Below are 23,149 nucleotides of genomic sequence, written 5' to 3' on the forward strand. Positions count from 1 at the left end.
ATGTGAGTGAACGAACGAAGCTGACCCTGGCTGCCCTGGCGTCGGCCGCCATGCCCGAGGTGCCCATGACCGGCGCGCGGGACTGCGACCAGCTCAGCAGCCTTGACCGCGCACAGGGCGTGGACTGTGCGGTGGTCCAGGACGCGACCGGCAACGTCTACGACGTCTGGGCCACCAGCTCGGAAGCCGGCAAGCGCCGGTTGGCCGCTCGGGTCAAGGCGGCTCAGGCTCTGGCCGATGCCAAGGAGATGGCGGCCATGGGCTTCAGGGTCGAGCACATCCTGGCCTACCAGCCCGGCGAGAAGGCCGATAGCCCGACCGGCACCACAGCTGTTGCCGTCATGACCCACTGCCCAGGCCGAATCCGTCCCCTCCATCTGCTGACGTTGAACGAATGCACCGCCGCAGGCACCGCCATCGGCGCCATCCACCGGGTGCGCCCTGATTTTCTGAAAACCCACGGATACCCAGCCTTCTCCACTGCCCAGATCGCGGCCCAACTGCGGGGATGGATCAAGCGGCTGCGCATGGACGGCCACGTGCCCAAGGAAATCACCGATTCCTGGGCATCCATCGTGGCGACCGACGGACTCTGGTCCTTTGAAACATGCACCGTGCACGGAGGCTTTTCCGACGGCGACCTACTCTATGCAGGCTCCGGGCTGAGCGGGGTCTACGGTTGGCAGGACATGCAGGTCAACGATCCTGCCCGTGACCTGGCCTGGATCTTCGCCAAGCTGGATGGATCCCGCCGCAACGCAGTCATTGCAGCCTACGGCAGGATGATGGGGGCTCGGCTGGACGACCTGATCATGCTCCGAGCCAATCTCTGGCTGCAGATGGAGCAGGTGGGCGACTTCATCACCGCCCTGGATCATGCCGACAACGAACAGATCATCCAATTCAAGGCCCAGGTGGAGCGTCTGGCCCAGCAGTTGGGCGACCACGAGCAGAACCAGCGCGCCCGTCGTCAGCAGCAGACTTCCGGTTCGTCACCCACTGGGGCACCCTCCACCATCACCGTGGGCACCCTGCTCGGCGACGACAAAGCTGAAGATCCCTCCGCAGCGAAAATACAGGAGAATCCGGCATCAGAACAGGACCCCGGCGCGGCAAATGCGGCAACCTCACCTAAGGAACCCTCCTTTGAACCCTCGGATGAGAGCTCGGCCACCATCGCCATCAGCAGGGCAGAAATGGCTGACCTGGCTCAGACCCAGACCGCCATGGACCATTCCGAAGCCAGGAATAAGCCCATCAGACAGGCCCAGAGCACAAACCTTGGCAGCGACAATCAACCCAAGCCACCAGCTGTTGCTCCTGTTGCCCAAGAAGAGGAATCAGGCCTGAGCGATCACTTCCGCGGCATCGGCAGTCCAGCCACCAGCGACGACGATACGGATGGCGAGGTGAATCCAAAGGCTGCAACGAGCGACCCGTCCGTAGACAGCCAGTCCTCGAACCCCGCTGGGGCAGGAGAGGCCGCTTCCCAGCCGCATGATGCCTCGTCAGCTCAAGCCCTCGCCAGCGATCAGGCTGAGACCGTCGTCATTCCCAGAAAGCCCCTGCCCGAGCAGACCCCCACGCTCACTGCAGACGGACAGGCATCGGCATCACCGCCGGAAAGCGGCTCTTCCCAGGAGGAGCATCAGGGAGACGCTTAGAGCGTAATCACCCGGGCCAGCGAATAATGAGACCGGAAGAACCGTGGGCCGGCAGGTCTGGGCGACGGAAAACAACCTTGGAGGTAGCAATGGATATCGAATTCGGCATCAAAAATGTGGCCCGGACGGTCAACTTCAGCACCAATGCCAAGGCGGACGAGGTGGCTGCCCACATCGCCCAGGCCCTGAACGAGGGCGGACCCATCGATCTGGTGGACGACAAGGGCCGGCACATCATTGTTCCTAAGGAGTCCCTGGGCTACGCAGTGGTCGGTTCGGACACCACCCATCCGGTCGGCTTCGGTGTCCTGGGAGGCTCCTCCGACTGAGGCTGTGATCGCCTGACGGGGGCGGCCGGGTCCTTGTGGTCCGACCGCCCCCGATTCGTATCCGCTAACCCTTCCAGGCCACCGGACGGCTCCCCCGGGCCCTGTCCACGATTCGGGCCACCACCTCGTCACTGGTGCTGTTCTCCCCCATGCGATTGGGCTTGCCTTGGCCGTGCCAGTCCGATCCTCCGGTCACCAGCAGCCCCCAGCGCTGTGCCAGGGCCAGCAGCCGTCGGCGCTGCTCGGGCGGATTGTCCCGATGCCAGACCTCCAGGCCTCCCAGTCCCTCCCCGGCCAGGGCGGCGATCTGCTGGTCGGAGAGCAGGACGGGATTGCGACTGACTGCACCGGGGTGGGCGACGACCAGGACACCGCCTGCATGGTTGACGGCTGCCAGCACCTGGTGGGTGGTCGGCGAGGGCGTCGGCAGGTAGTAGGCGCTTCCGGAGGAGCAGACCCCGGCGAAGGCCTGGCTGCGGTCGGCATAGACACCGGCCTTGACCAGGGCATCGGCGATATGCGGGCGGCCCACCGTGGTCTTCGACCCCTCCTTGACCTGATCCAGCACATCCTGCCAGGTGATCGGGTAATCCCGGGAGATCCGCTCGACCATGGTCCTGGTCCTGGTCAGCCTGGCCTCCCTGGTCTTGGCGAAGAGCCCGGCGATGACCGGATCCTCAGGATCATAGAGGTAGGCCAGCATGTGAACCGAGACATGGCCGTCCTGGGCGGTGATTTCGGTGCCTGGCAGCAGGGGCATTCCCAGGTCCTGGGCCGCCTGACGGGCCTCATCCCAGCCCGCATTGGTGTCATGGTCGGTGATGGCCAGACCCTCCAGACCCAGCTGCTGCGCCTGCTCGACCATCCCCCGGGGCGTCACGGTGCCGTCGGAGAAGACGGTGTGGCAGTGCAGGTCCCAGCCGGAGACCGTGGCAGTATCCTCATGCGTCATGCCTCCATCCTAAACTCGTGAACGCGTTCCCGTCTCAGAGAACCCTCCCGACCATTGAGGTGATGGACCCCATGAGCGAACCGACCTCGTCAGCCCCTTCCAGCTATCTGATCGCCGCCCTGACCTCGTTTGCGGCGCTCTACGCCAGCCTGGTCCTGTCAGCGGAAACCCTGCAACTGGCGCGTCACCCCCAGGGCCAGCTCAGCTGTGACATCAACTCGGTGGTCTCCTGCTCAGCCGTGGCCCTGTCCCCCCAAGCCGAGCTGATCCGCCTGGGCACACTGCCTATCCCCAATGCCTTTCTGGGGCTGGTCGCTGAGGCTGTCTTCCTGACGCTGGCCGTAGTGGGTCTGTGCCGAATCAAAATGCCTGCGCTGCTGGCGGCAGGGACCTGGCTGGCCTCGCTTGCCGCCCTGGCCTATGCGCTCTGGCTGTTCGCCCAGTCGCTCTTCGTCATCCACGCCCTCTGCCCCTGGTGCCTGGTCATGACCTTCGCCACCAGCCTGCAGTTCATGGCCTTCAGCCACGCCACGGTCATCCAGCAGGGTCTGCCGCGCAAGAGGTCGGGATGGCTGCTGACCTACTATCAGCAGCACTTCGATCTGATGGTCGACCTGGTCTGGCTGGTCGCCCTGGCCACTACCGTCCTGGCTGTGGAAGGATCCGCCCTCTTCAGCTGATCAGCAGTCTGGCACATGCTCCAGGGTCAGACGGGCGACCATTCTGGCCGGTCCGGTCAGCCACACATCCTGCGAATCCACGTCCACCTTCAGACGGCCCCCGCCCACCTGGATGGTCCAATGGTCGACCCCGGTCAGGGCTCGCAAGAGCACGCCGCTGGCGCACAGACCGGTACCGCAGGACAGGGTCTCGCCCACCCCACGCTCATAGACCCTCATGGTGGCCCGACCGCTGCCATTGTCGGCATCCAGGGCATCCAGACGCAGGAATTCCACATTCTGCCCCTCAGCCAGCCCGGGCCTGACCCGCGGCGGGGCCGACAGGTCCAGATCGCCCGGATCGGGCAGGTCGGTCCTAGCCAGCAGTTCGGTCACGGTCCCGGGCAGTCCACCGGCCTCCAATTCGGCAGCGACTGCAGTCAGGACGACTGCATGAGGATTGCCCATATCCACCATGGTGCCAGGAGCCGAGCCTCCCAGGGCTCCGCCGTCGACCAGCTGTTGCCCCACCGGCCCCATCCGCCAGGCCCCGACCTTGACCTTGAACACATGATCGCCGTCGCACTTCATCGGACTGCGCGAGACGATCCGCTTGACCCCGGCCCGGGTCCCCAGCAGGAAGGAGGCGCCTTCCATAGTCGGCGTCAGCCCCTGCTTCTGGGCGAAGAGGGTGATGGCCCGGGTCCCGTTGCCGCACATCTGAGCCAAGGAACCGTCCGCATTGCGGTAGTCCATGAACCACTGGCAGCCGAAACGGTCGCAGGCATCCACCTGCTCCTGGTTCAGGTCGCTGACATCGGCCGGGTGGGTCAGCCGGATGACCCCGTCGGCTCCGACTCCGAAATGACGGTCGCACAGCCAGCGCACCTGGTCGGCCGTAGGCTCCAGATCCCCCCGGGGATCGGCGTAGACCACGAAATCGTTGCCGGTGGCTTGCATTTTGTAAACAGTCCGGGGAATACTCATGCTTGTAGCGTACGGCCCTTCGGCGACAGGCTAGGGTGGTTCTTCGGCTGCGAAAGGAGCGGATCAGATGACATCAGATGCACCGATCGGGATCTTCGACTCCGGACTCGGCGGTCTGAGCGTCACTGCAGCCATCCGCAACCTCCTTCCTCAAGAAAACCTGCTCTACTTTGGCGATTCCGCCTACGCCCCCTACGGCATCAAGAAGCCGGATCAGATCACCCAGCGCTGCCAGGTCATTGGCGACCGGTTCATGGACCAGGGCGTCAAGGCCATGGTCATCGCCTGCAACACCGCCACCAGCGTCTGCGTGGATGAAATGCGCCGACGCTACCCGGTCCCGGTCATCGGCATGGAGCCGGCCCTGAAGCTGGCTTGCACACGTGGCGGAGGCCGACCCCAGCGGGTACTGGTCACGGCCACCCCGCTGACCTTGAAGGAGGCCAAGTTCTCACGCCTGATGGCACGGTTCTCCGACAGGCACACCATCCTGACCCAGCCCTGCCCAGACCTGGTGACCATTGTGGAGTCTGACAGGCTGAATGACCAGGCCCTGGTCGATGCCACCCTGCACCGTTATTTGGATCCCTATGACCTGCAGACCCTGGATGCCCTGGTCCTGGGCTGCACCCACTTCGTCTTCTTCCGCCAGTCCATCGCCCGCATCTGCCCGCCAGGCCTGGCGCTGATCGACGGCAACCCTGGGACGGCCCGCCACCTCAAGGATCTGCTGGCCCAGGCCGATGCCCTCAACCCGGGCCCCGGCACCGGCAGAGTAGAGATCGCCAACTCCGATCCCTCACCGGCCATGCTGGATCTGTCCAAGCGGCTGCTGGCCTCCTGCCGCCCCTGAACGGCTTGTCCAACGTTCACGCATAAGCTGTCATCAAGCTCGGATATCTGTCAGAAAACGAGGTGCCCATGGCACGCAAAAGAACAGCCGTCATCGACGTAGGCGGCGGCTACCGGTCCATCTTCGGCGCCGGCGTCTTCGACCGCTGCATGGAGCAGGGCATCACCTTCGATCACTGCTACGGGGTCTCGGCCGGCAGCGCCAATCTGGCCTCATTCCTGTCAGGCCAGCTCAGACGCTGCTACCGCTTCTACACCGTCTACTCCTCCCGCAAGGAGTACGCGAGCGTGAGCAACTTCCTGACCAAGCACACCTTCGTCGACCTGGACTACGTCTATGGCAAACTGTCGGCCCACGACGGGGAATGCCCGCTGGATTACCAGGCTCTGAAGGCCAATCCGGCCCTGTTCACCGTAGTCGCCTGCAAGGCCACTGACGGATCCACCGTCTACTTTGACAAGTCCGACCTGGCCCAGGACAACTATGACATCCTCAAGGCCTCATCCACCGTGCCGGTGGCCAACAAGCCCTACATGATCGATGGGGTGCCCTATCTGGACGGCGGCATCGCCGACCCGGTCCCGGTCCGCAAGGCCATGGACGAGGGCTACGAGCGCATCGTCCTGGTCCTGACCCGCCAGAGGGATATTCTGCGCGAACAGAAGAAGGATGTCCTGCCGGCCCGGATCCTGGCCAGAACTTATCCGGCGGCCGGCGAGCGCCTGATGGAGCGCTACCGCACCTACAACGACGAGGTGGCCCTGGCCAAGCAGGCCGAAAAGGAGGGTCGGGTGCTCATCCTGGCCCCTGACAGCCTGTGCGGACTGACCACGCTGAGCAAGTCGCTCAAGGGACTCAACGCCATGTACGACAAGGGCTATCGGGCCGCCGAGACCATAGCCGACTTCCTGGAAAGCTGAAACCCGACCTCGCAGGACCTGCCATGCGGAAATTGCTTCTTAGGACACGGCCTTACAGAGCCGGCGTCCCGGCCCCGCCCTCTGCGCCCGCACTCCTGCGGCCGTGGCGGGGATCCGCACTGCCCTGGGTGCTCTGGGCGGTCATCAGCGCTGCGGTCATCTGGTTGAAGAGCTCGTTGTAACCACCGGGGGTCGCCGCAGGCAGAACCAGGGTCTTGGCATTGTCGGACTCGGCCAGCGAGCGCATCACATCCAGATATTGGTTGAAGAGCACCACATTGTTGACCGCATCGATATCCATGCCCACGGCCCGCAGACTGTTGATCTGGTCCACAATGCCGTTGGCGATCTCCCGTCGGTAGTTGGCCTGGCCCTCACCCTGCATCCTGGTCTTCTCGGCATCGGCCCTGGCCTGGGTCTCGATCTCGATCCGACGGGCTTCGGCACGCTCCCTGGTGGCTTCCTTCTCACGCTGGGCTGCATTGATGGAGTCCATGGCCTGCTTGACCTGGGCGGAGGGGTCGATAGCCGTGACCAGGGTCTTGATGACCGAGAACCCGAAGCGCTGCATCTCCTGGCCCACGGTCTGCTGCACATCGGAGGCGATATCGTCCTTGCGGGCGAAGGCGTCGTCCAGGCTCAGGGCGGGAATGGCGGACCTGAGGGCGTCCTCCATATAGGAGCGCAGCTGGCCCGCCGGGTCGACCAGCTCGTAGTAGGCCGTAGACACGTTGGCCGCCTCTACCCGGAACTGGGTGGAGACCTCCACGGTGACGAAGACGTTGTCCTTGGTCTTGGTCTCCAGCTTGACGTTCAGCTGGTTGACCCGCAGGTTGGTCTTGGCGGCTATCCGGTCCACCAGGGGGATCTTGGCGTGGATGCCCGCCAGCGCCACCCGGTGGTACTTGCCGAAGCGCTCAATGACGTCCGCCTGCTGCTGGGGCACCACGAAAATCCCCAGAAGGAAGATGATCAGCGCCAGGACCAGCACGGCGATCACAATGGCGATGCCCAGATGCATGAGTGTTCTCCTTCGAGCTTAAAACCCTTGGGGCCGGACCTGAGAACCGCACCATTCCGGCCTATCCTCTCATCACCATACATGATGGACTCGTCTGGATAATCGGTTCGGGCGCATAAGCCGTAATAGACTCGGTTTAACAAGCCTTCAACCCGAAAGGATGAATATGGCAAAACTACGCGGCATCGACGCCGAAATCTTCCCCCTGATCCTGGGCGGCAACACCTTCGGATGGACCAGCGACGAATCCGAGTCTGACCAGGTCCTGGACGCTTACACGCAAGCCGGGGGCAACCTGATCGATACAGCCGACGTCTACTCGGCCTGGGCCCCAGGCCACTCCGGCGGCGAGTCCGAGATCGTCCTAGGCCGCTGGCTGGCCAAGAACGGCAACCGCAACAAGGTCCTGGTGGCTACCAAGGTCAGCCAGCACCCCCAGTACTCCGGTCTTTCAGCCAAGAACATCGAGGCCGCCGCCGACGCCTCCCTGCTCAGGCTGGGTCTGGATGTGATCGACCTCTACTACGCCCACTTCGACGACAGCTCCACCCCCTTGGAGGAGACTGCGGCAGCCTTCGACAAGCTGGTCAAGGAGGGCAAGGTCCGGGCCATCGGAGTGTCCAACTACACGCCGGACCGGATCCGTGAATGGTTCAGCATTGCACGCAAGGAGGGCCTGACCCTGCCGGTAGCCCTGGAGCCCCAATACAACCTGGTCTACCGCAAGACCTATGAGGGCGGCCTTATGCAGGTCGCCAAGGACGAGGATTTGGCGGTCTTCCCTTACTTCTCGCTGGCTTCGGGCTTCCTGACGGGCAAGTACCGGACCATGGACGACCTCAAGGGCAAAAAGCGCGAGGGCATGGTCAAGGACTTCTTCACCCAGGAGGGACTGGACGTGGTCGCTGCCATGGACGGCATCGCCAAGGCCCACGGGGTCGAGCTGGCCACCGTAGCCCTGGCCTGGCTCAACCATAGGCCTGGGATCGCAGCCCCCATCGCCTCTGCACGCACTCCCGAGCAGCTGCCGGCCCTTCTGGCCGCTGCCCATCTGGAACTGAGCGACCAGGATATGCAGACCCTGGACCAGGTCAGCGACAAGGTCAAGGGCTGATCAACAGCCGGCGCTCCATCGCAATATTGCCAGCCGCACGGCCAAGCGTGGCGCAGACGAGCACCTAGCCAGGCAGGTCGTATGAAAAAGGGCTTCCATCTCCTATCAGATGGAAGCCCTGAAGCCCTTTTTATGCAACTATGATCAGGCTTTGACCAGGTCGACCTGCGGCTGGTCCAGATTGCCAGCATTGACGGTCAGACTGGTGGCCAGGGTCTCTCGGGCGATCAGGTCGCTGAACTGCTGAGCCTTGGAGGCATCCTCCTTGGGGAGGGTCAGGGTGAGCCGAATCCGGTCAGCGATGTCCAGGCCAGCGGTCTTCCGAGCATCCTGAACCTGGCGGATCAGATCCCTGGCATAACCCTCCGCCAGGAGATCGTCGTCCAGCTGGGTGTCGAGAATGACGAAGCCGCCGGTGGGCAGGGCCGCGGAGGCCGACCGGTCGGCCTGGGAGCCATCCTCCTGCTCGATCCGGTTGTCCAGCTCGTATTCGCCGGGTTCCAGGGCCACCGCTCCGTCGGGGGTAGTGACGACCACGTGGCCGTCCTGCTCGGACCAGTCGCCCTGCTTGGAAGCCTTGATGACGAACTGGACCTGCTTGCCCAGCCGGGGTCCGGCCGCACGGGCATTGACCTTGAGATCGTGGATGATCCGCAGACCATGCCGGCCGGCCTGGTCCAGGGTGCAGAACTCCACGTCCTTGATGTTGAGCTCGGACTTGAGCACGTCCACGTAGGAGCGGGCCGCGTCGGGGTCACGAACCACCACGGTCAGCAGGGACAGGGGCTGGCGGACGCGAATCTGCTCGGCCTTGCGCAGGGCCAGGGTGGCCGAAACCACCTCGCGGACCTTCTCCATGGCGGCTACCAGGGCAGGATCGTCACGCAGGACCTGTCCCAGTTCGGTCTCCTGCCCGGTGGCCTCGTCGGCCAGGAAGGGCCAGTCGGCCAGATGGACCGACTCGCCACCGGTCAGGCCCCGCCAGATCTGCTCGGCTTCCATGGGCGCCAGGGGGGCCAGAAGGCGGGCGAAGGCCTCCAGAACCGTGTAGAGGGTGTCGAAGGCTTGGTGGTCCTCGCCCCAGAAGCGGTCGCGGTTGTTGCGGATGTACCAGTTGGTCAGCACATCGATGAAGTCGGTCACCGCATCGCAGGCCTCTGAGATGGCGAAGTCGTCCAGGGCCTTCTGCACCGACTGGATCAGACGACGGGTGCGTGCCAGCAGGAAGCGGTCCATCTCCGGCAGGTCGGCCACAAGCTCCGGCGTCAGCGCCTGGGCCTGGTAGCCGGCGCCCTTGTTGGCCGCGTTGGCATAGAGCGTGTAGAAGTAGTAGGAGCTCCAGACCGGCAGCATGACCTGGCGGACCGTGTCACGGATGCCATCGGCGGTGACGACCAGGTTGCCGCCGCGCAGGATGGACGAGCTCATCAGGAACCAGCGCATGGCGTCGGATCCGTACTTGTCGAAGACCTCGTTCACATCCGGGTAGTTGCGCAGGTGCTTGCTCATCTTCTGGCCGTCGGAGCCCAGGACGATGCCATGGCAGATCACGTTCTTGAAGGCCGGGCGGTCGAAGAGGGCCGTGGACATGATGTGCATGGTGTAGAACCAGCCGCGGGTCTGGCCGATGTACTCGACCACAAAATCACAGGGATCCCTGTCCTCGAAGTACTGCTTGTTTTCGAAGGGGTAGTGGAACTGGGCGAAGGGCATGGAGCCCGACTCGAACCAGCAGTCCAGCACATCGGTGATCCTGTGCATGGTGGATTTGCCGGTGGGGTCGTCAGGGTTGGGCCTGGTCAGCTGGTCGATCCAGGGCCGATGCATGTTGATCTGCCCCTTGTCATCAGTCGGGTAGCGGCCGAAGTCCTTCTTGAGCTCATCCAAGGACCCGTAGACGTCCACCCGAGGATACTTGGGATCGTCCGAGACCCAGACCGGAATGGGCGAGCCCCAGAACCTGTTGCGGGAGATGGACCAGTCGCGGGCATTGGCCAGCCACTTGCCGAACTGGCCGTCCTTGACGTTTCCGGGGATCCAGTTGATCTGCTGGTTGAGTTCCAGGAGGCGGCCCTTGATCTTGGTCACGGAGACGAACCAGCTGGAGACCGGCTTGTAGATCAGCGGGGTGCCGCAACGCCAGCAGTGGGGGTAGGAGTGGACGTAGCTCTTCTCCTGGAAGAGGAGGGCCCGATGCTCGGCTGGGATCTGTGCCAGGGGGCCATCGCCTGCGCGCAGGTTGCGGACGATGGGCATGTTGGCCTCGAAGGCCTGCAGGCCCTGGTAGTCGGGGCACTGCTCGGTGAAGACCGCGCCTGCATCGAGCACGTCCACGCTGCGGATGCCCTTGGCGTTCAGGGTGTTCATATCGTCCTCGCCATAGGGAGCCTGGTGGACCAGGCCGGTACCCTCCACGGTGTCGACGTAATCGGCCGTGTAGATGGTATAGGCATTGGGGCCGGGGGTGCCGCCCTCGGATTCAGCCTGCTCTCCGGCGAAGTAGGGGAAGACCGGCCAGTACCGCCAGCCCTCCATCTCTGACCCCTTGAGGGTGCGGACCACCTGGTAGTCCTCCCCCAGCTGCTTGGCGTAATCGCCCAGACGGGCCGTGGCGATGTAGAAGCGCTTGCCGGCGAAGGGCCCGGAGACCGGACTGACCTCCGAGTACTCGATATCAGCGCCGACCACGATGGCCAGGTTGGTGGGGACGGTCCAGGGGGTGGTGGTCCAGAAGACGGCATAGGCGTCCTCGTCCCTGAGCTTGACGGCCACGGAGACGGTGGTGTCCTGGCGGTCCTGGTAGACATCGGCATCCATGCGCAGCTCATGGTTGGACAGCGGGGTCTGATCCTTCCAGCAGTAAGGCAGCACCCGGTAGCCCTCATAGGCCAGGCCCTTCTCGTAGAGGGTCTTGAAGGCCCACATGACCGACTCCATGTAGGAGACATCAAGGGTCTTGTATCCGTGGTCGAAGTCCACCCAGCGGGCCTGACGGTGGACGTAGTCCTTCCACTCGCTGGTGTACTTGAGCACTGAAGCGCGGCAGGCGTCGTTGAACTTCTCGATGCCCATCTGCTCGATCTGATCCACGCTGTCAATGCCGAGCTCACGCTGCGCCTCCAGCTCGGCAGGCAGACCGTGGGTGTCCCAGCCGAAGACCCTCTTGACCTTGTGGCCCTTCATGGTCTGGTAGCGGGGAATGACATCCTTGACGTAGCCGGTCAGCAGGTGTCCATAGTGGGGCAGGCCGTTGGCGAAGGGCGGGCCATCGAAGAAGACGAACTCATTGTCGGCATGATCGCCGGAAGGGCGACGGTCTACTGACTTGTTGAAGGTGTCGTCATGGTCCCAGTAGTCCAGAACGGACTCCTCCATATGGGGGAAGGAGGGATTGGGCTTCACCTTGGCCAGAGCCGGGTCCACCACCGCCTTGGGATAGACTGCGCCATCCCGTTTTGTCGCATCTGAGGTATCAGTGGTCTGATTCACCGTTCACGCTCCTCGCTGGTCGTTCATGTCGCCATGTCGAGGACGAGGGACCTATGGGGCCCACCGCGGTACCACCTCGCTTGCCCGGCCAATGACCTGCGCCGGACCGCTTGAACTGGGCTATGCGGGCCCGCCCGTCGGTTCTACTGAGGATCGCCGCAAGCGAGCCCGTTCTTCCGAAGGCTCCCCGCTGATAACGGATCAAGGCCCATTGCTTGTTAAGAATACACCACCCATCTACCATTTCTTCCCGCTCATTCACCTTGCGGAAACACCTATGAAGATCTGTTGCTCCTCACCTCTTTCACCCAGAAATTTGACAAGTTAAATCCAGTTTGATAATTTATTCACCACAGAGACGATAAAAGGTTTTATCTTCTTTGTTTTAAAGAATGCAAGTGAGGCAAAGATGCTTAGAGGGAGCGCAGATGCTTTGTATTCACTCATTGCTGCTATTGGAAAGGCTAACAATTGAGGAAGTTCATACTCGATCTTGATACCGGAATTGATGACACCCTTGCCATCGCCTACGCTCTTGGAAGCCCAGAGGCAGAACTGATCGGCATTACAGCAACCTACGGCAACGTAACCATGAGCCAAGGAATCCGCAACGACCTGGCTATCACCGATTTATTTGGTCATGCAGAAGTCCCTGTTTACGCTGGTCTACCCCATGCAACCAACAAGAACACCTTCGAGGTCTTGGAGGGATCACGGCTGATCCATGGTAAAAATGGAATCGGCGATGTAACAATACCTGATTCGCCTCGCTGCCAAGAAGCATCATCAGCGATCGACTTTATTATCAATTCAGCTCATAAGTACGGCAAAGATCTGACTTATGTAGCTACGGGACCACTGACCAATATCGCCGCGGCCGTGAAACAGGACCCTTCCATCAAGGAAATCATGGGAGGAATCGTGATCATGGGAGGCGCACTGACGGTTACAGGCAATGTGGCGCCATGGCGTGAAGCCAACATATCTCAAGATCCCGAAGCAGCTAATGCACTGTTCACATCCGGAGCCCAATGCACCATGGTGGGTCTTGACGTTACCTTGCAAACTTTGCTGACGACAAATGAAACCAAGCAATGGCGAGCGCTGGGAACCCCTGCCGCCGCTTTTCTTAGCGACATGACGGATTACTACATCCACGCCTATGAGCTTACGTCTCCGGGCTTGGGAGGTTGCGGTTTACATGATCCCCTGGCCGTGGCAGTAGCCGTTGATCCCACATTGGTCAAGACCTTGGATGTCAACTTGAAAGTTGAGACTGACGGAGCCACTAGAGGAAGAACTATTGGAGACAAGGATAGGCTCAACGATGCTACCAAGACCACTCAAGTGGCCATCAAGGTAGATGTGGAACGTTTCCTGGATGAATTCATGACCAGAACCTCCCTAGTTGTCTCTGAACAGCAATAAAGACAGACAGCGGTAAACCCGTTAACTGATACAGATAATAAAGAGAGAATAAGAGCAATCATGTCAGACAGCACGACTGCAGCTAAGAACGGCTCGCAATCACAGAGTTCCTCTCAACAAGCGGAGATAACAAGCGACATGGCTGTCAAAGCCTTAATTCCGCTACTCATCACTTTCGTCCTGGGTACTTTATGCCTACAAGGATTCAATCTGGTCTTCCAGGAAATTGGAGAAAGCGTTGGAGCACCAGGGCAAGCCTCCTTGATAACGGCGATTCCCAGTATCGTTCTCGGCATCGTATGCTTCATCTACGGATCGCTGGGAGATTTCGTCTCACTCAAAAAATTGGTAGTTGTAGGCATTACCTTGCTGGTATTCGGTTCGATTCTCGGATTTGTAGCCAACTACTATTTCACTGCTAATATATGGACGGTCATTGTAGCCCGAGCTATCCAGACGGCTGGCGAGCAGGTAGCCGGCTCCGTCTATCTGGTAGTGGCAACAAAATATCTTAAAGATTCGCTTAAGGTCATATTTTTCGGGATCTTTACCGCTGGGTATCAGATCTCAGCAGCCATCGGCGTCTTCGCTGCTGGCTTCTTAACTTCGATTCATTGGCAGTATCTATTCCTGATCCCGGCCGTGACGGTCCTCTTCCTACCCCTTCTTCTTAAGAATCTTCCAAATAAAACTGGAAACGGTGAAAAAGTCGATGTGATCGGCTTCACGATCTTCGGCCTAGCAACAGCTTTCATTACCCTCTTCTTCTCCTACAAGAGCTGGTGGATGCTTGCTGCTTCTGCCGTTCTCTTCATCGTCTTCGCTATATACATCCACAAGGCAAGCAATCCCTTCGTAACTCCGGCTTTCTTCCGCAACAAACGCTGGCTGATGGCAATATCTCTGCTCCTGCTCTTCTATCTGCCCAACTATTCCTTCTCCCCGCTCTTTAACGGAATAAGCACCAAGGTGTTCCACCTGACCACTTCACAGGTATCACTGCACATCGTCTGGGCTTTCGTCGTAGGGGCCACTGTAGGAATCTGCTCAGGGTGGATCGTTGGCAAGATCGGTCGTCGGGCCGCAATCATCACTGCGGGCTGCATGAAAATACTCGGCTTTGTTCTTGCCGTCTTCTGCGTCAATCTAGGACCGATTGCTTTGACCATTGCAGGCTGCATTTATTACGGTGGAGGCGGTTTCCTCTACTCGCCACTGGTCTCAACAGTTCTTGGCACCCTGTCTAAGGATGAGTCTGGACGCGGCGTAGGCATGAACGACCTGGCTATGAACGTCTCCAGTTCCATTGGTATCGCCATCATAGGCGGTCTGATGAGTTCCCCAACACTATCCATAGGCAGCATCAACGGAACTACTGGATTCGCAGCCAATTATTCCAATCTTTTCTTGATTGATGCAGGTATGATCGTCGTTGGCCTTCTTATCTACTTCGCTTTCAACAAGAAGATTTATAGCGAGAGCAAGTAATAAACAATACGTTCGTGGCCACGATCTGTTCGATTGTTGAGTCCAATGAACTACCAACCGGTGTCGATAAGCATATCGGCACCGGTTTCATTTAATATTTAGCGTCATTCTAATAGCATCGAGGAATATTATCCAGTTATTAACTGGACTGAAACAAGGCTTGAATCGCTTTTCAAATTCCATTCAGTGATGTGAGCCCGAAGCTGGAGCCGGCCCTACCGATTCACGGTGAATGAAAATGGTGGGAATACTCATCATAGCCCCCAGACCACTTACTCCATTCCTTATCATTTCAAGTAACATCTCGACTCCTCTGCGCCCCATTTTCTCGGCCTGCTGGGAGATAATCGAGATTTTGGGCGTCATAAGATTGAAGACATCAATGTCATCAAAAGAAATAAGCGACATGCAGGGACCTATTTTGATCCCACGATCATGGAAAATGCCCAAACAACTAATAGCATCTGGCGAATACCCGAAAATGAGTGCAGTAGCTCCAAATTCTTCAATCCGGTTCAGTCCCATTTCGAGCGATCCGCTCTTGCCGTCACTCGACAGAATCAGAGAACCCGACTTTCCGAAGAACTGGGGGCTTAACTTTTTAAATGCTTCCGCACGTTCATTCAAGCTAAAAGACTTCAAGGATGGATGAGCAAGATAAGCGATTTTCCTATGTCCGTCGGCATAAAGGGCACGCATCGCCTCAACCAGACCTGGCCTTGGATCTGAAACCACATATGGAATTGTGTCCATACCGGGCACACGACGGTCTACAAAGACCGTGGGAATATTTCGCTTTACCAGAGCCTTCAAACCTGCGGATTCTACTCCTTGTGGAATAATAATTAACCCATCAAATCTCTGCCCTAAAATATTGGTAATGAATGAGTCCTGACGTTCCACGTTTTCAGCAGAAGTACCGATAAGCGTGTTGAAGCCTTCTTCATAGAGAATATTTTCCATGGAACTGACCAGATCCGCAAAATATCTGTTTCGCAAATCAGGTACCAACAAACCGACCATCTTAGAATCAGACATACGGATGGCTTGGGCCCTTGAGTCAGGAATATACCCCAAAGCGTCAACCGTATTCATGACCAATTTTTTGGTTTTCTTGGAAAATCGGCCTTTCCCGTGCAAGATCTGCGAAACGGTCGCGATGGATACGCCTGCCTTTTGTGCCACATCGCGAATAGTCACAAATCCCATAAAGACTCTTTCTGAATTGACCAAGTGTGTAACAGTTTAAGCATAACCCGAAGTCTTTGTTGAATGTCATATGAGCACGACAGCAGCTGAGAATTCATTCATCAGTTTTGTCAAAAGTAAACCGGCACTGTGCATTTCTGTATTCAGGGTAAATGTCTAGAAACCTACAAGGGACCCTAACACAATCCGCTTCTTCTTGTGGACATTATATAGTTACACTGGCCATCACTTCTGTAAATCAATATGAATAAAACAGTCTGAATTAGTGGGTTATGCCAAAATTGACTAAAGGCCTCCCAAGATCGACTGAATCGACACAAGGGAGGCCTTTGCTTGGTTTACAACAGCAATCAGTAGGGCAGCAGGAAGACTGACAAGATCAGTACGCTGACGATGCCCACGATGCTGGGCACGCTGGTCCTCTTGAGCACCTTGGTGGGCTCCACCTTGATGCTGGCCGCCACGATCATAATGACCGCCGCCACCGGGGATATGCCGCGGGCCAGGTTGGCGATCAGCTGCATGGGCATGGCGATAAGGATGCCGTTGACACCCGCAGCAGCAGCGATTCCAGGCACCAGGGCGATGACCGCGTAGAACATGGCCAGACCGCCACCGGACAGGAAGCCGAACAAGCAAGTAGCCAGGGCGAAGATAAGAGCCACGGTCAGGCCGGCCCCGGTGGACCCTTCCACCGAATGGGTCAGAGCATCAATCAGCCCCAGCTTCTGAACACCGGTGGTGAAGAGGGAGCCGCCGCAGACCAGGATGACCACCTGACTGAAGCCACGACCCATACCGGTGAACATCTCAACAACTGATCCCTGGATCTCCTTGAAGGAGCGGTGCCGGACGGCCTCGATGATGACTGCGATGAAGAAGGAGATGAAAGTCAGCACCACGATATCCATGGTCAGACCCTTGATAAACATGGCCGCGATACCGATGACAAGGATCAGAATGAGGGGTAGCAGGGGCAGAAAAGCGTAGTATCCAGGGATTCCCGTTGTGTCACGAACAGCTTTCGCATCATGCTCGACGGGGTCAGCGACACCCGTGCTCTCCTCGTGACGATCGCACCACTTCTGCCAGATATAGTGAGCCAAGGCCATAATCAGTAGGGAAGGAATGGCGATCTTGGCGTTGTTGCCGACATATTCGATCAGATCGTACTTGAGCGTTTTGGCGGCGATAACATTATCAGCACCCAGAGGAGTGGGCATGATTGTGGCTGTGCAGGCAATCACACCCGCAGCAGTCAGCGAGGAAAGCCCCATGCCCACCAGCACTGGGTAAAGGATGGACATGAGGATGATTGCCAAGCTGGATGCACTGGGAATAACGAGAGACATAACATTACCCAGCAGGAAAACCGCCGGCACGATGAGCGCCTTGTGCTTGATGTGACGAAGGGGCTTGACCATGTAGTTAACGGCGACCTGGTTAGCCCCAATGGTGTTCATGTAGGCTGAGTAGCCGAACAGCACCATGATGACCAGACCTGCAGCCTTGAGCTGGTCCAGAATGGTGTCCTTGAAAACCATGAAGACATCGAAGAGACCGAAACCGGTTCCCTTGCCCGCTGCATACAGAGGATGTCCCAGTGCCCAGGCACCTAGGAGGAGGACCAGGCCCCCGATAATCAGAGTCAGGGCCGGATTGTATTTCTTAATGATTAGGTACCCGATCGCCACCAGGACGACCAGCACCAGAACGATTTCCGCAATCACTTTGTGATTCTCTCTTTCTTGATCTTGGTCTTTGTAATCAAATGCACTTGCTCATGCCGTCCAGGAACCAGGCCCGGAATCCTTCGGAATCCACATCGACAGCCACGGAAGCGTTAGCTGTGCGCTTCCGATAACCCTTCAAGTCAACGACCGTGCAGCCGCGAGTCGGACCTTGCGCAAGCTCCACCTCAACAGAGGTCTCGGCGAACTCGAAGAGCTCGGGGGCCAGGATGCATGCGACTGCGCAGGGATCGTACATCTTCAGACCTGTGGCAAAGCTTCCTCCGCGGTACTTCTTGAACAGGTCATGGGTCATTGTGCCTACTTTTCCCATTGCGGGCAGCTGAGCACTGTCCTCAGGCATGACCAAAGCCTTAAGACCGACATCCAAACCTGCCATGACGATGGGGATTCCCGCCCCGAATACGATAGCCGCGGCCTCCGGATCCGTGGCCACATTGAACTCGGACATAACACCGCGGTTGCCGCGGGCTGTGGAGCCGCCCATCATAGCGATTCGTCCGATTCCCTTGGTGACCTCGGGGTACACTTTGAGCAGGAGGGCGATATTTGTCAACGGTCCGATAGTCACCAGGGTGATTGGTTCGGACGAATCCATGATTTCCCTGCGCATGGCCTCGATTGCGTTTTCCTTCAGCAACAGAGAACGATCAGGTTCAGGGAAGTCGAAGCCCTCCATTCCCGTCTTTCCATGTATATCGCTGGCATCCACGAAAGGTTCCAGCAGAGGCGCAGGTGCCCCCTGGGCTACTGGGACGCGACGCTCGAAATACGTCAACAGCCGCAGAGCGTTCGGCGTCGTCTTGTCCAAGCCGACATTGCCGGCCACTGTGGTAATCAATCGCACATCCAGCTGAGGCGAAAATAGCGCCAGGGCAATGGCGACGGCATCGTCAATTCCTGGATCAGTATCGATGATGACTGGTGTTGGATTCATGATTCCTGCTCCTTTGATTTGCTTCTAGTTGATAACTGTGACCTATAGGCTCCATCCAGGAAGCGGACCATCCCGCTACCTAGATCCGGACCAGGCCGCCGAATAAATCCATGTTCCTCGTAGAAACCTTCCTTGCCAGGAGTGGCCATAAGCCCCACGTAAGCATGCTCGCAAGCGTCTTGACTAATTCGACCAAGTAGAGCCTGAAGAACAGCGCTGCCAACGCCCTGATGGCGATAATGAGGCAGCACCACAAGATCCTTGATGAAGAAGGCTATACGTCCATCGGCAACGACACGGCCAATACCAGCTGGTTCACCATCCACCTCGGCCACAACCGAGCAATAGCCGCCGGATAAAGCAGCTCTTACGTCAACTGATGAGTAAGGGTGAAAACCAGCCGTCGAACGTACACGTTCGTATAATTCTGGCGTCAGCGCATCATACCGAATAACAACCTCCATTGGAATCCCTCCGCTGCGAGTGACCAGTATTGCTATAACGTTTTATCAACCAGCCCGAGTTTAACCCGACAGCAAAGTTTTGTCCAATTCAGCAAGCTTGCGTGAAATATTAGCGTTGGAAGCGTTCAGGATGGCGCGGATCGCCCGGCAGATCATCCAGAGTGTTCTCGGCACCTAGCGCCTGCCGCCAGAAGTCCAGAGAGCGCCCATAGGGGCTGGCCTGCCCGCCGCGGGCCTGCAGGTCGGCCTTGGCCTGGAGCACGTCCTCCTCGCTCACCCCGTCCAAAAGCCCGACAAGTCCGGCGAATCGATCCGAGTCGTAGAAGATACCGCCGACGATCTCCAGAAGTCGGCTGGCACGTTTCATGGGCAGGGAATCCCAGTGCCTGAGCTCGATGTAATTCTTCAAACGGACGTCGTTGAAGTGCGTGGTCAGGATATGCGCTATCTCGGCATCGTTGAGCCGGCGGTCAGGATAGATCTCCCCGGCGTTCTCATGCCAGGCAACGAAGAACTGCTGACCCTGCGGCCCGTCCACCTCAGGGGTGTGGGAGACATCCGCCACCATGAGCGGAGTGGAGAGCATATCCACGGCGTAGTCCTCCCAGCCGAAGCCGTCCTCGAACAGCCCCGGAATCAGGCCTGTGCGCTGGGTGTCGAGCCAATCCCAGATCCGCTGGCGTCGCAGGGGCATGCGGTTGGGCTTCCCCTCAAAGATCGGAGTATTGCGGAAGAAGTAGGCCACAATAGGCCCGATAGCCGTGCCCAGACGTATCTTGGCGATGGCATCGTCCTCATCCCGGTAATCGATGCTGATCTGGGTGGAGGCGGTGCTGCGCATCATCATGGGCCCGCACTGGCCGATGCGACCCAGGTAGGTGTTCATGACCGCATAACGTTCCTTGGGATTGACGCCCACATCCGCATAGGACCCAGCCGGACGGTACCCGTACTCGACCAGACGGAATCCCAGTCGCTCGGCGATGGGGTCGATCTCGGTACGGAAGCGACGGTAGAGTTCCTCGAATTCCCGGCTGTCCCGCACCACGCCCAAGGAGCACTCCACCTGGCTTCCGGGCTCCAGGGAAACCACGCAGCCCGGCCTGCTCAGCCCGACCAAGTGGCCATCTTCCCGGTATTCCTTATCGCCGTCGTAGCAGGGCTCCAAGGCAGACAGCAGGGCCTCGATGCCCTGCTCTCCCTCATAGGGAACCGGGGCATCGGAACCATCATTGCGCACCGGCAGATGCTCGATCTCAATACCGAACCGCCACTGGGACCGTGGTTTGGATCCGCGTGTGAAGTAGTCAACCAGGCTGGCCACATGCCGAGGATTGGGGACCGTCAACAGGTGCGCATACCCAGCGCCTACGCTTTTCCTCATGCTGTCATGGTAAGAGCGGCCGAGGGCCATGGGCAACCAACACGCGAGGAGTTCCACAACAAGGTATCGGTCAGTCGACCGGCGGCAATCCAGAACAACCGCAACCTAAAGCAACCGCAACCCGGTCGATTTCAGGCTCAGCCCACGGTCACCGTCACGGCCTGCAGGTCTTTCCTGCGCGAGGAGGATCCCACCAGCACCTGGAACTGACCGGGCTCGACCCTGCGGTTGCAGTCGGCATCAACCAGGGTCCACTCAGACACCGGTAGATCAAAAACCACCTTCCGGGTCTGCCCTGGATCCAGCTGAATCCTTTGGAAGGCCTTGAGCTCGCGGTCGGCCCAGCTGACGGAGGTCACCAGGTCGCTGATGTAGGCCTGGACGACCTCGGTGCCTGGGCGCTGGCCGGTGTTGGTGAGGTCCACAGTCACCCTGACCCTGTCTTCAGGGCCGACGGCATCCGGTCCATCGATCTGGGGCTTTCCGTAGGCAAAGGTGGTGTAGCCCATCCCCTGGCCGAAGGCGAAGGCCGGCTCTTGGGTCAGGTCGGCATAGCGGTCACCATGCTGGCCTCGGATCTGGTTGTAGTAGACCGGCAGCTGGCCCGCATGCCTAGGGAAAGTGATGGGCAGCCTGCCTGTGGGCTCAACCTTGCCAGCGAGAATCCTGGCCAGGGCACGGCCGCCCCGCATACCCGGGTCGGGCTGCCAGATCAGAGCCCTGGCCGACTGTGCGGACGGGGGCAGGATCAGCGGCTTGGAAGACATGAGCACGATGACCATGGGCTTGCCCGTCTGTGCCAGGGCGTCCAGCAGATCGCGCTGAGGACCGTAGAGCTCCAGGGTGGCAGTCGAACGGCCCTCGCCCACCAGCTGGACCACGTCGCCGACCACGGCAACCACCAGGTCGTTTTGCCTGGCCAGGTCTACGGCCCTGTCGAAGCGGTCCTGATCGATCCTGGCCGGGGCCGCCACCTTGGGCCTGGGCTGGCCATCGGGGAAGAGTTTGCCCGCCGGGTCGTCGACCAGACGGAGCACATCGACACCCTGCTCGCAGTTAAGCTGCCAGTTTTCAGGCAGCTCCCCGCGCAGACCGTCGGCCACGGTCGAGATCATCTCCCGCGGCTGGTCCTTGATCCAGTCGCACTGACCCGAACCACCGGCCCAGTCCCCCAACTGGTTCTGGGCATCGTCGATCAGTGGACCCACCAGGGCGATGCTGTGCGCTGAGTCATCACCGGGGCGGCCATCGGCATCAACCCCACCGAACAGGGGCAGGATGCCGTCGTTCTTCAAAAGGACTGCCGACTCCTGGGCAACCTGAAGGTTGAGCTCCTGGTGCTCCGGTGAGTTGATAATCGCCTTCTGGGCCTCGGGGTCGGGCAGACGCGGATCCTCGAAGAGCCCCATGCGGAATTTCAGGGCCAGGATGTGCTTGACCGCCCGGTCAAGGTCCTCCTCGTGCAGAAGCCCGGCATCCAGTGCATCCAAGGCTCCCTGGTAGAAGCCGGGCGTGGTCATGATCAGGTCATTGCCGGCCTTGACGGCGGCTGCAGCGGCCCTGGCGTAGTCGGGCTGCACCTTCTGCTCCCAGACCATCCGACCCACGTTGTCCCAGTCGGTGATCAGGGTGCCCTGGTAGCCCCACTCCCCTCGAAGCACCTCGTTGAGCAGCCAGTTGTTGATGGTGACCGGGACTCCGTCGATGGACTCGTAGCCCAGCATGAAGGTGGCCACGCCCTCCTTGGCCAGCCGCTCGAAGGGCGGCAGGAACCAGGACAGCAGCTTGCGGTGCGAGAGGTCGGCCTCGGAGGCATCGCGCCCGCCCTGGGTCTCGGAATAGCCAGCGAAGTGCTTGGCCGTGGCCAGCACAGCATCCTTGGGCAAGGTCCCGGTCATGGCTGATCCGCCCTGGTAGCCGCGCACCATGGCCGAGGCCATTTCGCCGATCAGGAAGGGGTCCTCGCCGAAGGTCTCATCCACCCGGCCCCAGCGGGTGTCCCTGGCGATGCAGAGCACCGGGGAGAAGGTCCAGTGGACGCCTGTTGTGGCGACCTCCTGGGCTGTGGCCCGCCCCATCCGCTGAACCAGTTCAGGGTCGAAGGAAGCCGCCATGCCCAACTGCTCGGGAAAAATGGTGGCCCCGCGGAAGAAGGAATGGCCGTGGATGCAGTCATCGCCGATCAGCAGAGGAATGCCCAGACGGGTGCGATGAACGGCCTTGTCAGCCTTGATCATGTTCTGCGGAGAGACATGCAACAGTGACCCGGCGTGCTGATCCACCACCTCCTTGTCCACTCCCGAGCGGGCATCAAGCTGCATCATCTGGCCCAGCTTCTCCTCACGGGTCATCCGGCCCACCAGGTCGGCCACTCGCGCATCCACGCTTAGGTCGGGATTGCGATAGGGCAGGTCCTCCGTCAACTTTCTTGATGCCATCTGGGCACCTTCCTTTCTTACTGAGCACTCATCCACTCATATTTGCGTCCGGTCAGTCCGAA

General features: G+C 59.6%; 18 protein-coding genes. 8 read left to right on the plus strand and 10 right to left on the minus strand.

The window, feature by feature from the left end:
- The first annotated feature begins 2 nt into the window (after positions 1-2).
- Both QRX41_RS06610 and QRX41_RS06615 read left to right on the plus strand, forming a co-directional pair.
- Positions 3-1,664 (plus strand): phosphotransferase, encoded by a 1,662-nt coding sequence (locus tag QRX41_RS06610; RefSeq protein ID WP_313839474.1) that lies wholly within the window; start codon positions 3-5, stop codon positions 1,662-1,664.
- An 89-nt stretch (positions 1,665-1,753) separates the two neighbouring features.
- Positions 1,754-1,993, plus strand: a complete 240-nt coding sequence (locus QRX41_RS06615; RefSeq protein WP_024627268.1) for a DUF3107 domain-containing protein — start codon at positions 1,754-1,756, stop codon at positions 1,991-1,993.
- Positions 1,994-2,057: 64 nt separating this feature from the next.
- Here the strand turns inward: QRX41_RS06615 and QRX41_RS06620 are convergent, their stop codons facing one another.
- Positions 2,058-2,945: a PHP domain-containing protein gene (locus tag QRX41_RS06620; RefSeq protein ID WP_313839476.1), complete on the minus strand. Its 888-nt coding sequence runs from the start codon at positions 2,943-2,945 to the stop codon at positions 2,058-2,060.
- Between the two features lie 71 nt (positions 2,946-3,016).
- On the opposite strand from QRX41_RS06620, the gene QRX41_RS06625 reads away from it, so the two are divergent.
- Positions 3,017-3,625 carry a vitamin K epoxide reductase family protein gene (locus tag QRX41_RS06625; protein ID WP_313839478.1) on the plus strand — a complete coding sequence of 203 codons (609 nt, stop codon included), beginning with the start codon at positions 3,017-3,019 and terminating at the stop codon, positions 3,623-3,625.
- Here QRX41_RS06625 and dapF read toward each other — a convergent pair whose 3' ends face one another.
- Positions 3,626-4,591 carry a diaminopimelate epimerase gene (dapF, locus tag QRX41_RS06630; protein WP_306221867.1) on the minus strand — a complete coding sequence of 322 codons (966 nt, stop codon included), beginning with the start codon at positions 4,589-4,591 and terminating at the stop codon, positions 3,626-3,628. It abuts the gene before it with no gap.
- 67 nt (positions 4,592-4,658) lie between these two features.
- Between dapF and murI the strand changes: the two genes are divergently transcribed.
- Together murI and QRX41_RS06640 are read left to right on the plus strand one after the other, a co-directional pair.
- Positions 4,659-5,444 (plus strand): glutamate racemase, encoded by a 786-nt coding sequence (murI, locus tag QRX41_RS06635; RefSeq protein ID WP_313839480.1) that lies wholly within the window; start codon positions 4,659-4,661, stop codon positions 5,442-5,444.
- A 68-nt stretch (positions 5,445-5,512) separates the two neighbouring features.
- A complete protein-coding gene (locus QRX41_RS06640) occupies positions 5,513-6,364 on the plus strand; it encodes a patatin-like phospholipase family protein (RefSeq protein WP_313839482.1) in 852 nt (283 codons plus the stop codon).
- 52 nt (positions 6,365-6,416) lie between these two features.
- Here QRX41_RS06640 and QRX41_RS06645 read toward each other — a convergent pair whose 3' ends face one another.
- On the minus strand, positions 6,417-7,385 hold the full coding sequence (locus tag QRX41_RS06645; protein ID WP_045924053.1) for an SPFH domain-containing protein: 969 nt from the start codon (positions 7,383-7,385) through the stop codon (positions 6,417-6,419).
- 166 nt (positions 7,386-7,551) lie between these two features.
- Between QRX41_RS06645 and QRX41_RS06650 the strand changes: the two genes are divergently transcribed.
- Positions 7,552-8,499, plus strand: coding sequence for an aldo/keto reductase (locus QRX41_RS06650; RefSeq protein WP_313839484.1), 948 nt, complete (start codon positions 7,552-7,554; stop codon positions 8,497-8,499).
- Between the two features lie 144 nt (positions 8,500-8,643).
- On the opposite strand, the gene ileS is transcribed toward QRX41_RS06650, so the two are convergent.
- Positions 8,644-11,988, minus strand: a complete 3,345-nt coding sequence (gene ileS, locus QRX41_RS06655) for a mupirocin-resistant isoleucine--tRNA ligase (RefSeq protein WP_313839486.1) — start codon at positions 11,986-11,988, stop codon at positions 8,644-8,646.
- A 471-nt stretch (positions 11,989-12,459) separates the two neighbouring features.
- Between ileS and QRX41_RS06660 the strand changes: the two genes are divergently transcribed.
- Complete coding sequence (locus QRX41_RS06660) at positions 12,460-13,416, plus strand: nucleoside hydrolase (protein WP_313839488.1); 957 nt, start codon at positions 12,460-12,462, stop codon at positions 13,414-13,416.
- A gap of 60 nt (positions 13,417-13,476) precedes the next feature.
- Positions 13,477-14,904, plus strand: coding sequence for an MFS transporter (locus QRX41_RS06665; protein WP_396176799.1), 1,428 nt, complete (start codon positions 13,477-13,479; stop codon positions 14,902-14,904).
- 183 nt (positions 14,905-15,087) lie between these two features.
- Here the strand turns inward: QRX41_RS06665 and QRX41_RS06670 are convergent, their stop codons facing one another.
- From QRX41_RS06670 to QRX41_RS06695, 6 genes are all read right to left on the minus strand, one after another.
- A complete protein-coding gene (locus QRX41_RS06670; protein WP_313839490.1) occupies positions 15,088-16,113 on the minus strand; it encodes a LacI family DNA-binding transcriptional regulator in 1,026 nt (341 codons plus the stop codon).
- 350 nt (positions 16,114-16,463) lie between these two features.
- Positions 16,464-17,843, minus strand: a complete 1,380-nt coding sequence (gene dcuC / locus QRX41_RS06675; protein ID WP_198189556.1) for a C4-dicarboxylate transporter DcuC — start codon at positions 17,841-17,843, stop codon at positions 16,464-16,466.
- 37 nt (positions 17,844-17,880) lie between these two features.
- The gene (gene rihC, locus QRX41_RS06680; RefSeq protein ID WP_198189557.1) at positions 17,881-18,801 is read right to left on the minus strand and encodes a ribonucleoside hydrolase RihC; all 921 of its coding nucleotides are present in this window, start codon (positions 18,799-18,801) and stop codon (positions 17,881-17,883) included.
- Positions 18,798-19,265: a GNAT family N-acetyltransferase gene (locus QRX41_RS06685; RefSeq protein WP_313839493.1), complete on the minus strand. Its 468-nt coding sequence runs from the start codon at positions 19,263-19,265 to the stop codon at positions 18,798-18,800. The genes rihC and QRX41_RS06685 overlap by 4 nt, the downstream gene beginning before the upstream one ends.
- A 109-nt stretch (positions 19,266-19,374) precedes the next feature.
- Positions 19,375-20,649, minus strand: a complete 1,275-nt coding sequence (locus QRX41_RS06690) for a glutamate-cysteine ligase family protein (RefSeq protein WP_313839495.1) — start codon at positions 20,647-20,649, stop codon at positions 19,375-19,377.
- Positions 20,650-20,786: 137 nt separating this feature from the next.
- Positions 20,787-23,087: a glycoside hydrolase family 3 N-terminal domain-containing protein gene (locus QRX41_RS06695; RefSeq protein ID WP_313839497.1), complete on the minus strand. Its 2,301-nt coding sequence runs from the start codon at positions 23,085-23,087 to the stop codon at positions 20,787-20,789.
- Positions 23,088-23,149: the final 62 nt, after the last annotated feature.

The sequence above is a fragment of the Bifidobacterium kimbladii genome (genome assembly GCF_032193675.1).
Classification (GTDB): domain Bacteria; phylum Actinomycetota; class Actinomycetes; order Actinomycetales; family Bifidobacteriaceae; genus Bombiscardovia; species Bombiscardovia kimbladii.

Coding starts and splice junctions, on each gene's coding strand:
- rihC (WP_198189557.1), bottom strand. CDS start 18,801: ATGAATCCAACACCAGTCATCATCGATACTGATCCAGGAATTGACGAT.
- QRX41_RS06625 (WP_313839478.1), top strand. CDS start 3,017: ATGAGCGAACCGACCTCGTCAGCCCCTTCCAGCTATCTGATCGCCGCC.
- QRX41_RS06645 (WP_045924053.1), bottom strand. CDS start 7,385: ATGCATCTGGGCATCGCCATTGTGATCGCCGTGCTGGTCCTGGCGCTG.
- murI (WP_313839480.1), top strand. CDS start 4,659: ATGACATCAGATGCACCGATCGGGATCTTCGACTCCGGACTCGGCGGT.
- QRX41_RS06650 (WP_313839484.1), top strand. CDS start 7,552: ATGGCAAAACTACGCGGCATCGACGCCGAAATCTTCCCCCTGATCCTG.
- QRX41_RS06670 (WP_313839490.1), bottom strand. CDS start 16,113: ATGGGATTTGTGACTATTCGCGATGTGGCACAAAAGGCAGGCGTATCC.
- QRX41_RS06620 (WP_313839476.1), bottom strand. CDS start 2,945: ATGACGCATGAGGATACTGCCACGGTCTCCGGCTGGGACCTGCACTGC.
- QRX41_RS06665 (WP_396176799.1), top strand. CDS start 13,477: ATGTCAGACAGCACGACTGCAGCTAAGAACGGCTCGCAATCACAGAGT.
- QRX41_RS06695 (WP_313839497.1), bottom strand. CDS start 23,087: ATGGCATCAAGAAAGTTGACGGAGGACCTGCCCTATCGCAATCCCGAC.
- QRX41_RS06690 (WP_313839495.1), bottom strand. CDS start 20,649: ATGAGGAAAAGCGTAGGCGCTGGGTATGCGCACCTGTTGACGGTCCCC.
- QRX41_RS06615 (WP_024627268.1), top strand. CDS start 1,754: ATGGATATCGAATTCGGCATCAAAAATGTGGCCCGGACGGTCAACTTC.
- QRX41_RS06685 (WP_313839493.1), bottom strand. CDS start 19,265: ATGGAGGTTGTTATTCGGTATGATGCGCTGACGCCAGAATTATACGAA.
- QRX41_RS06640 (WP_313839482.1), top strand. CDS start 5,513: ATGGCACGCAAAAGAACAGCCGTCATCGACGTAGGCGGCGGCTACCGG.
- dapF (WP_306221867.1), bottom strand. CDS start 4,591: ATGAGTATTCCCCGGACTGTTTACAAAATGCAAGCCACCGGCAACGAT.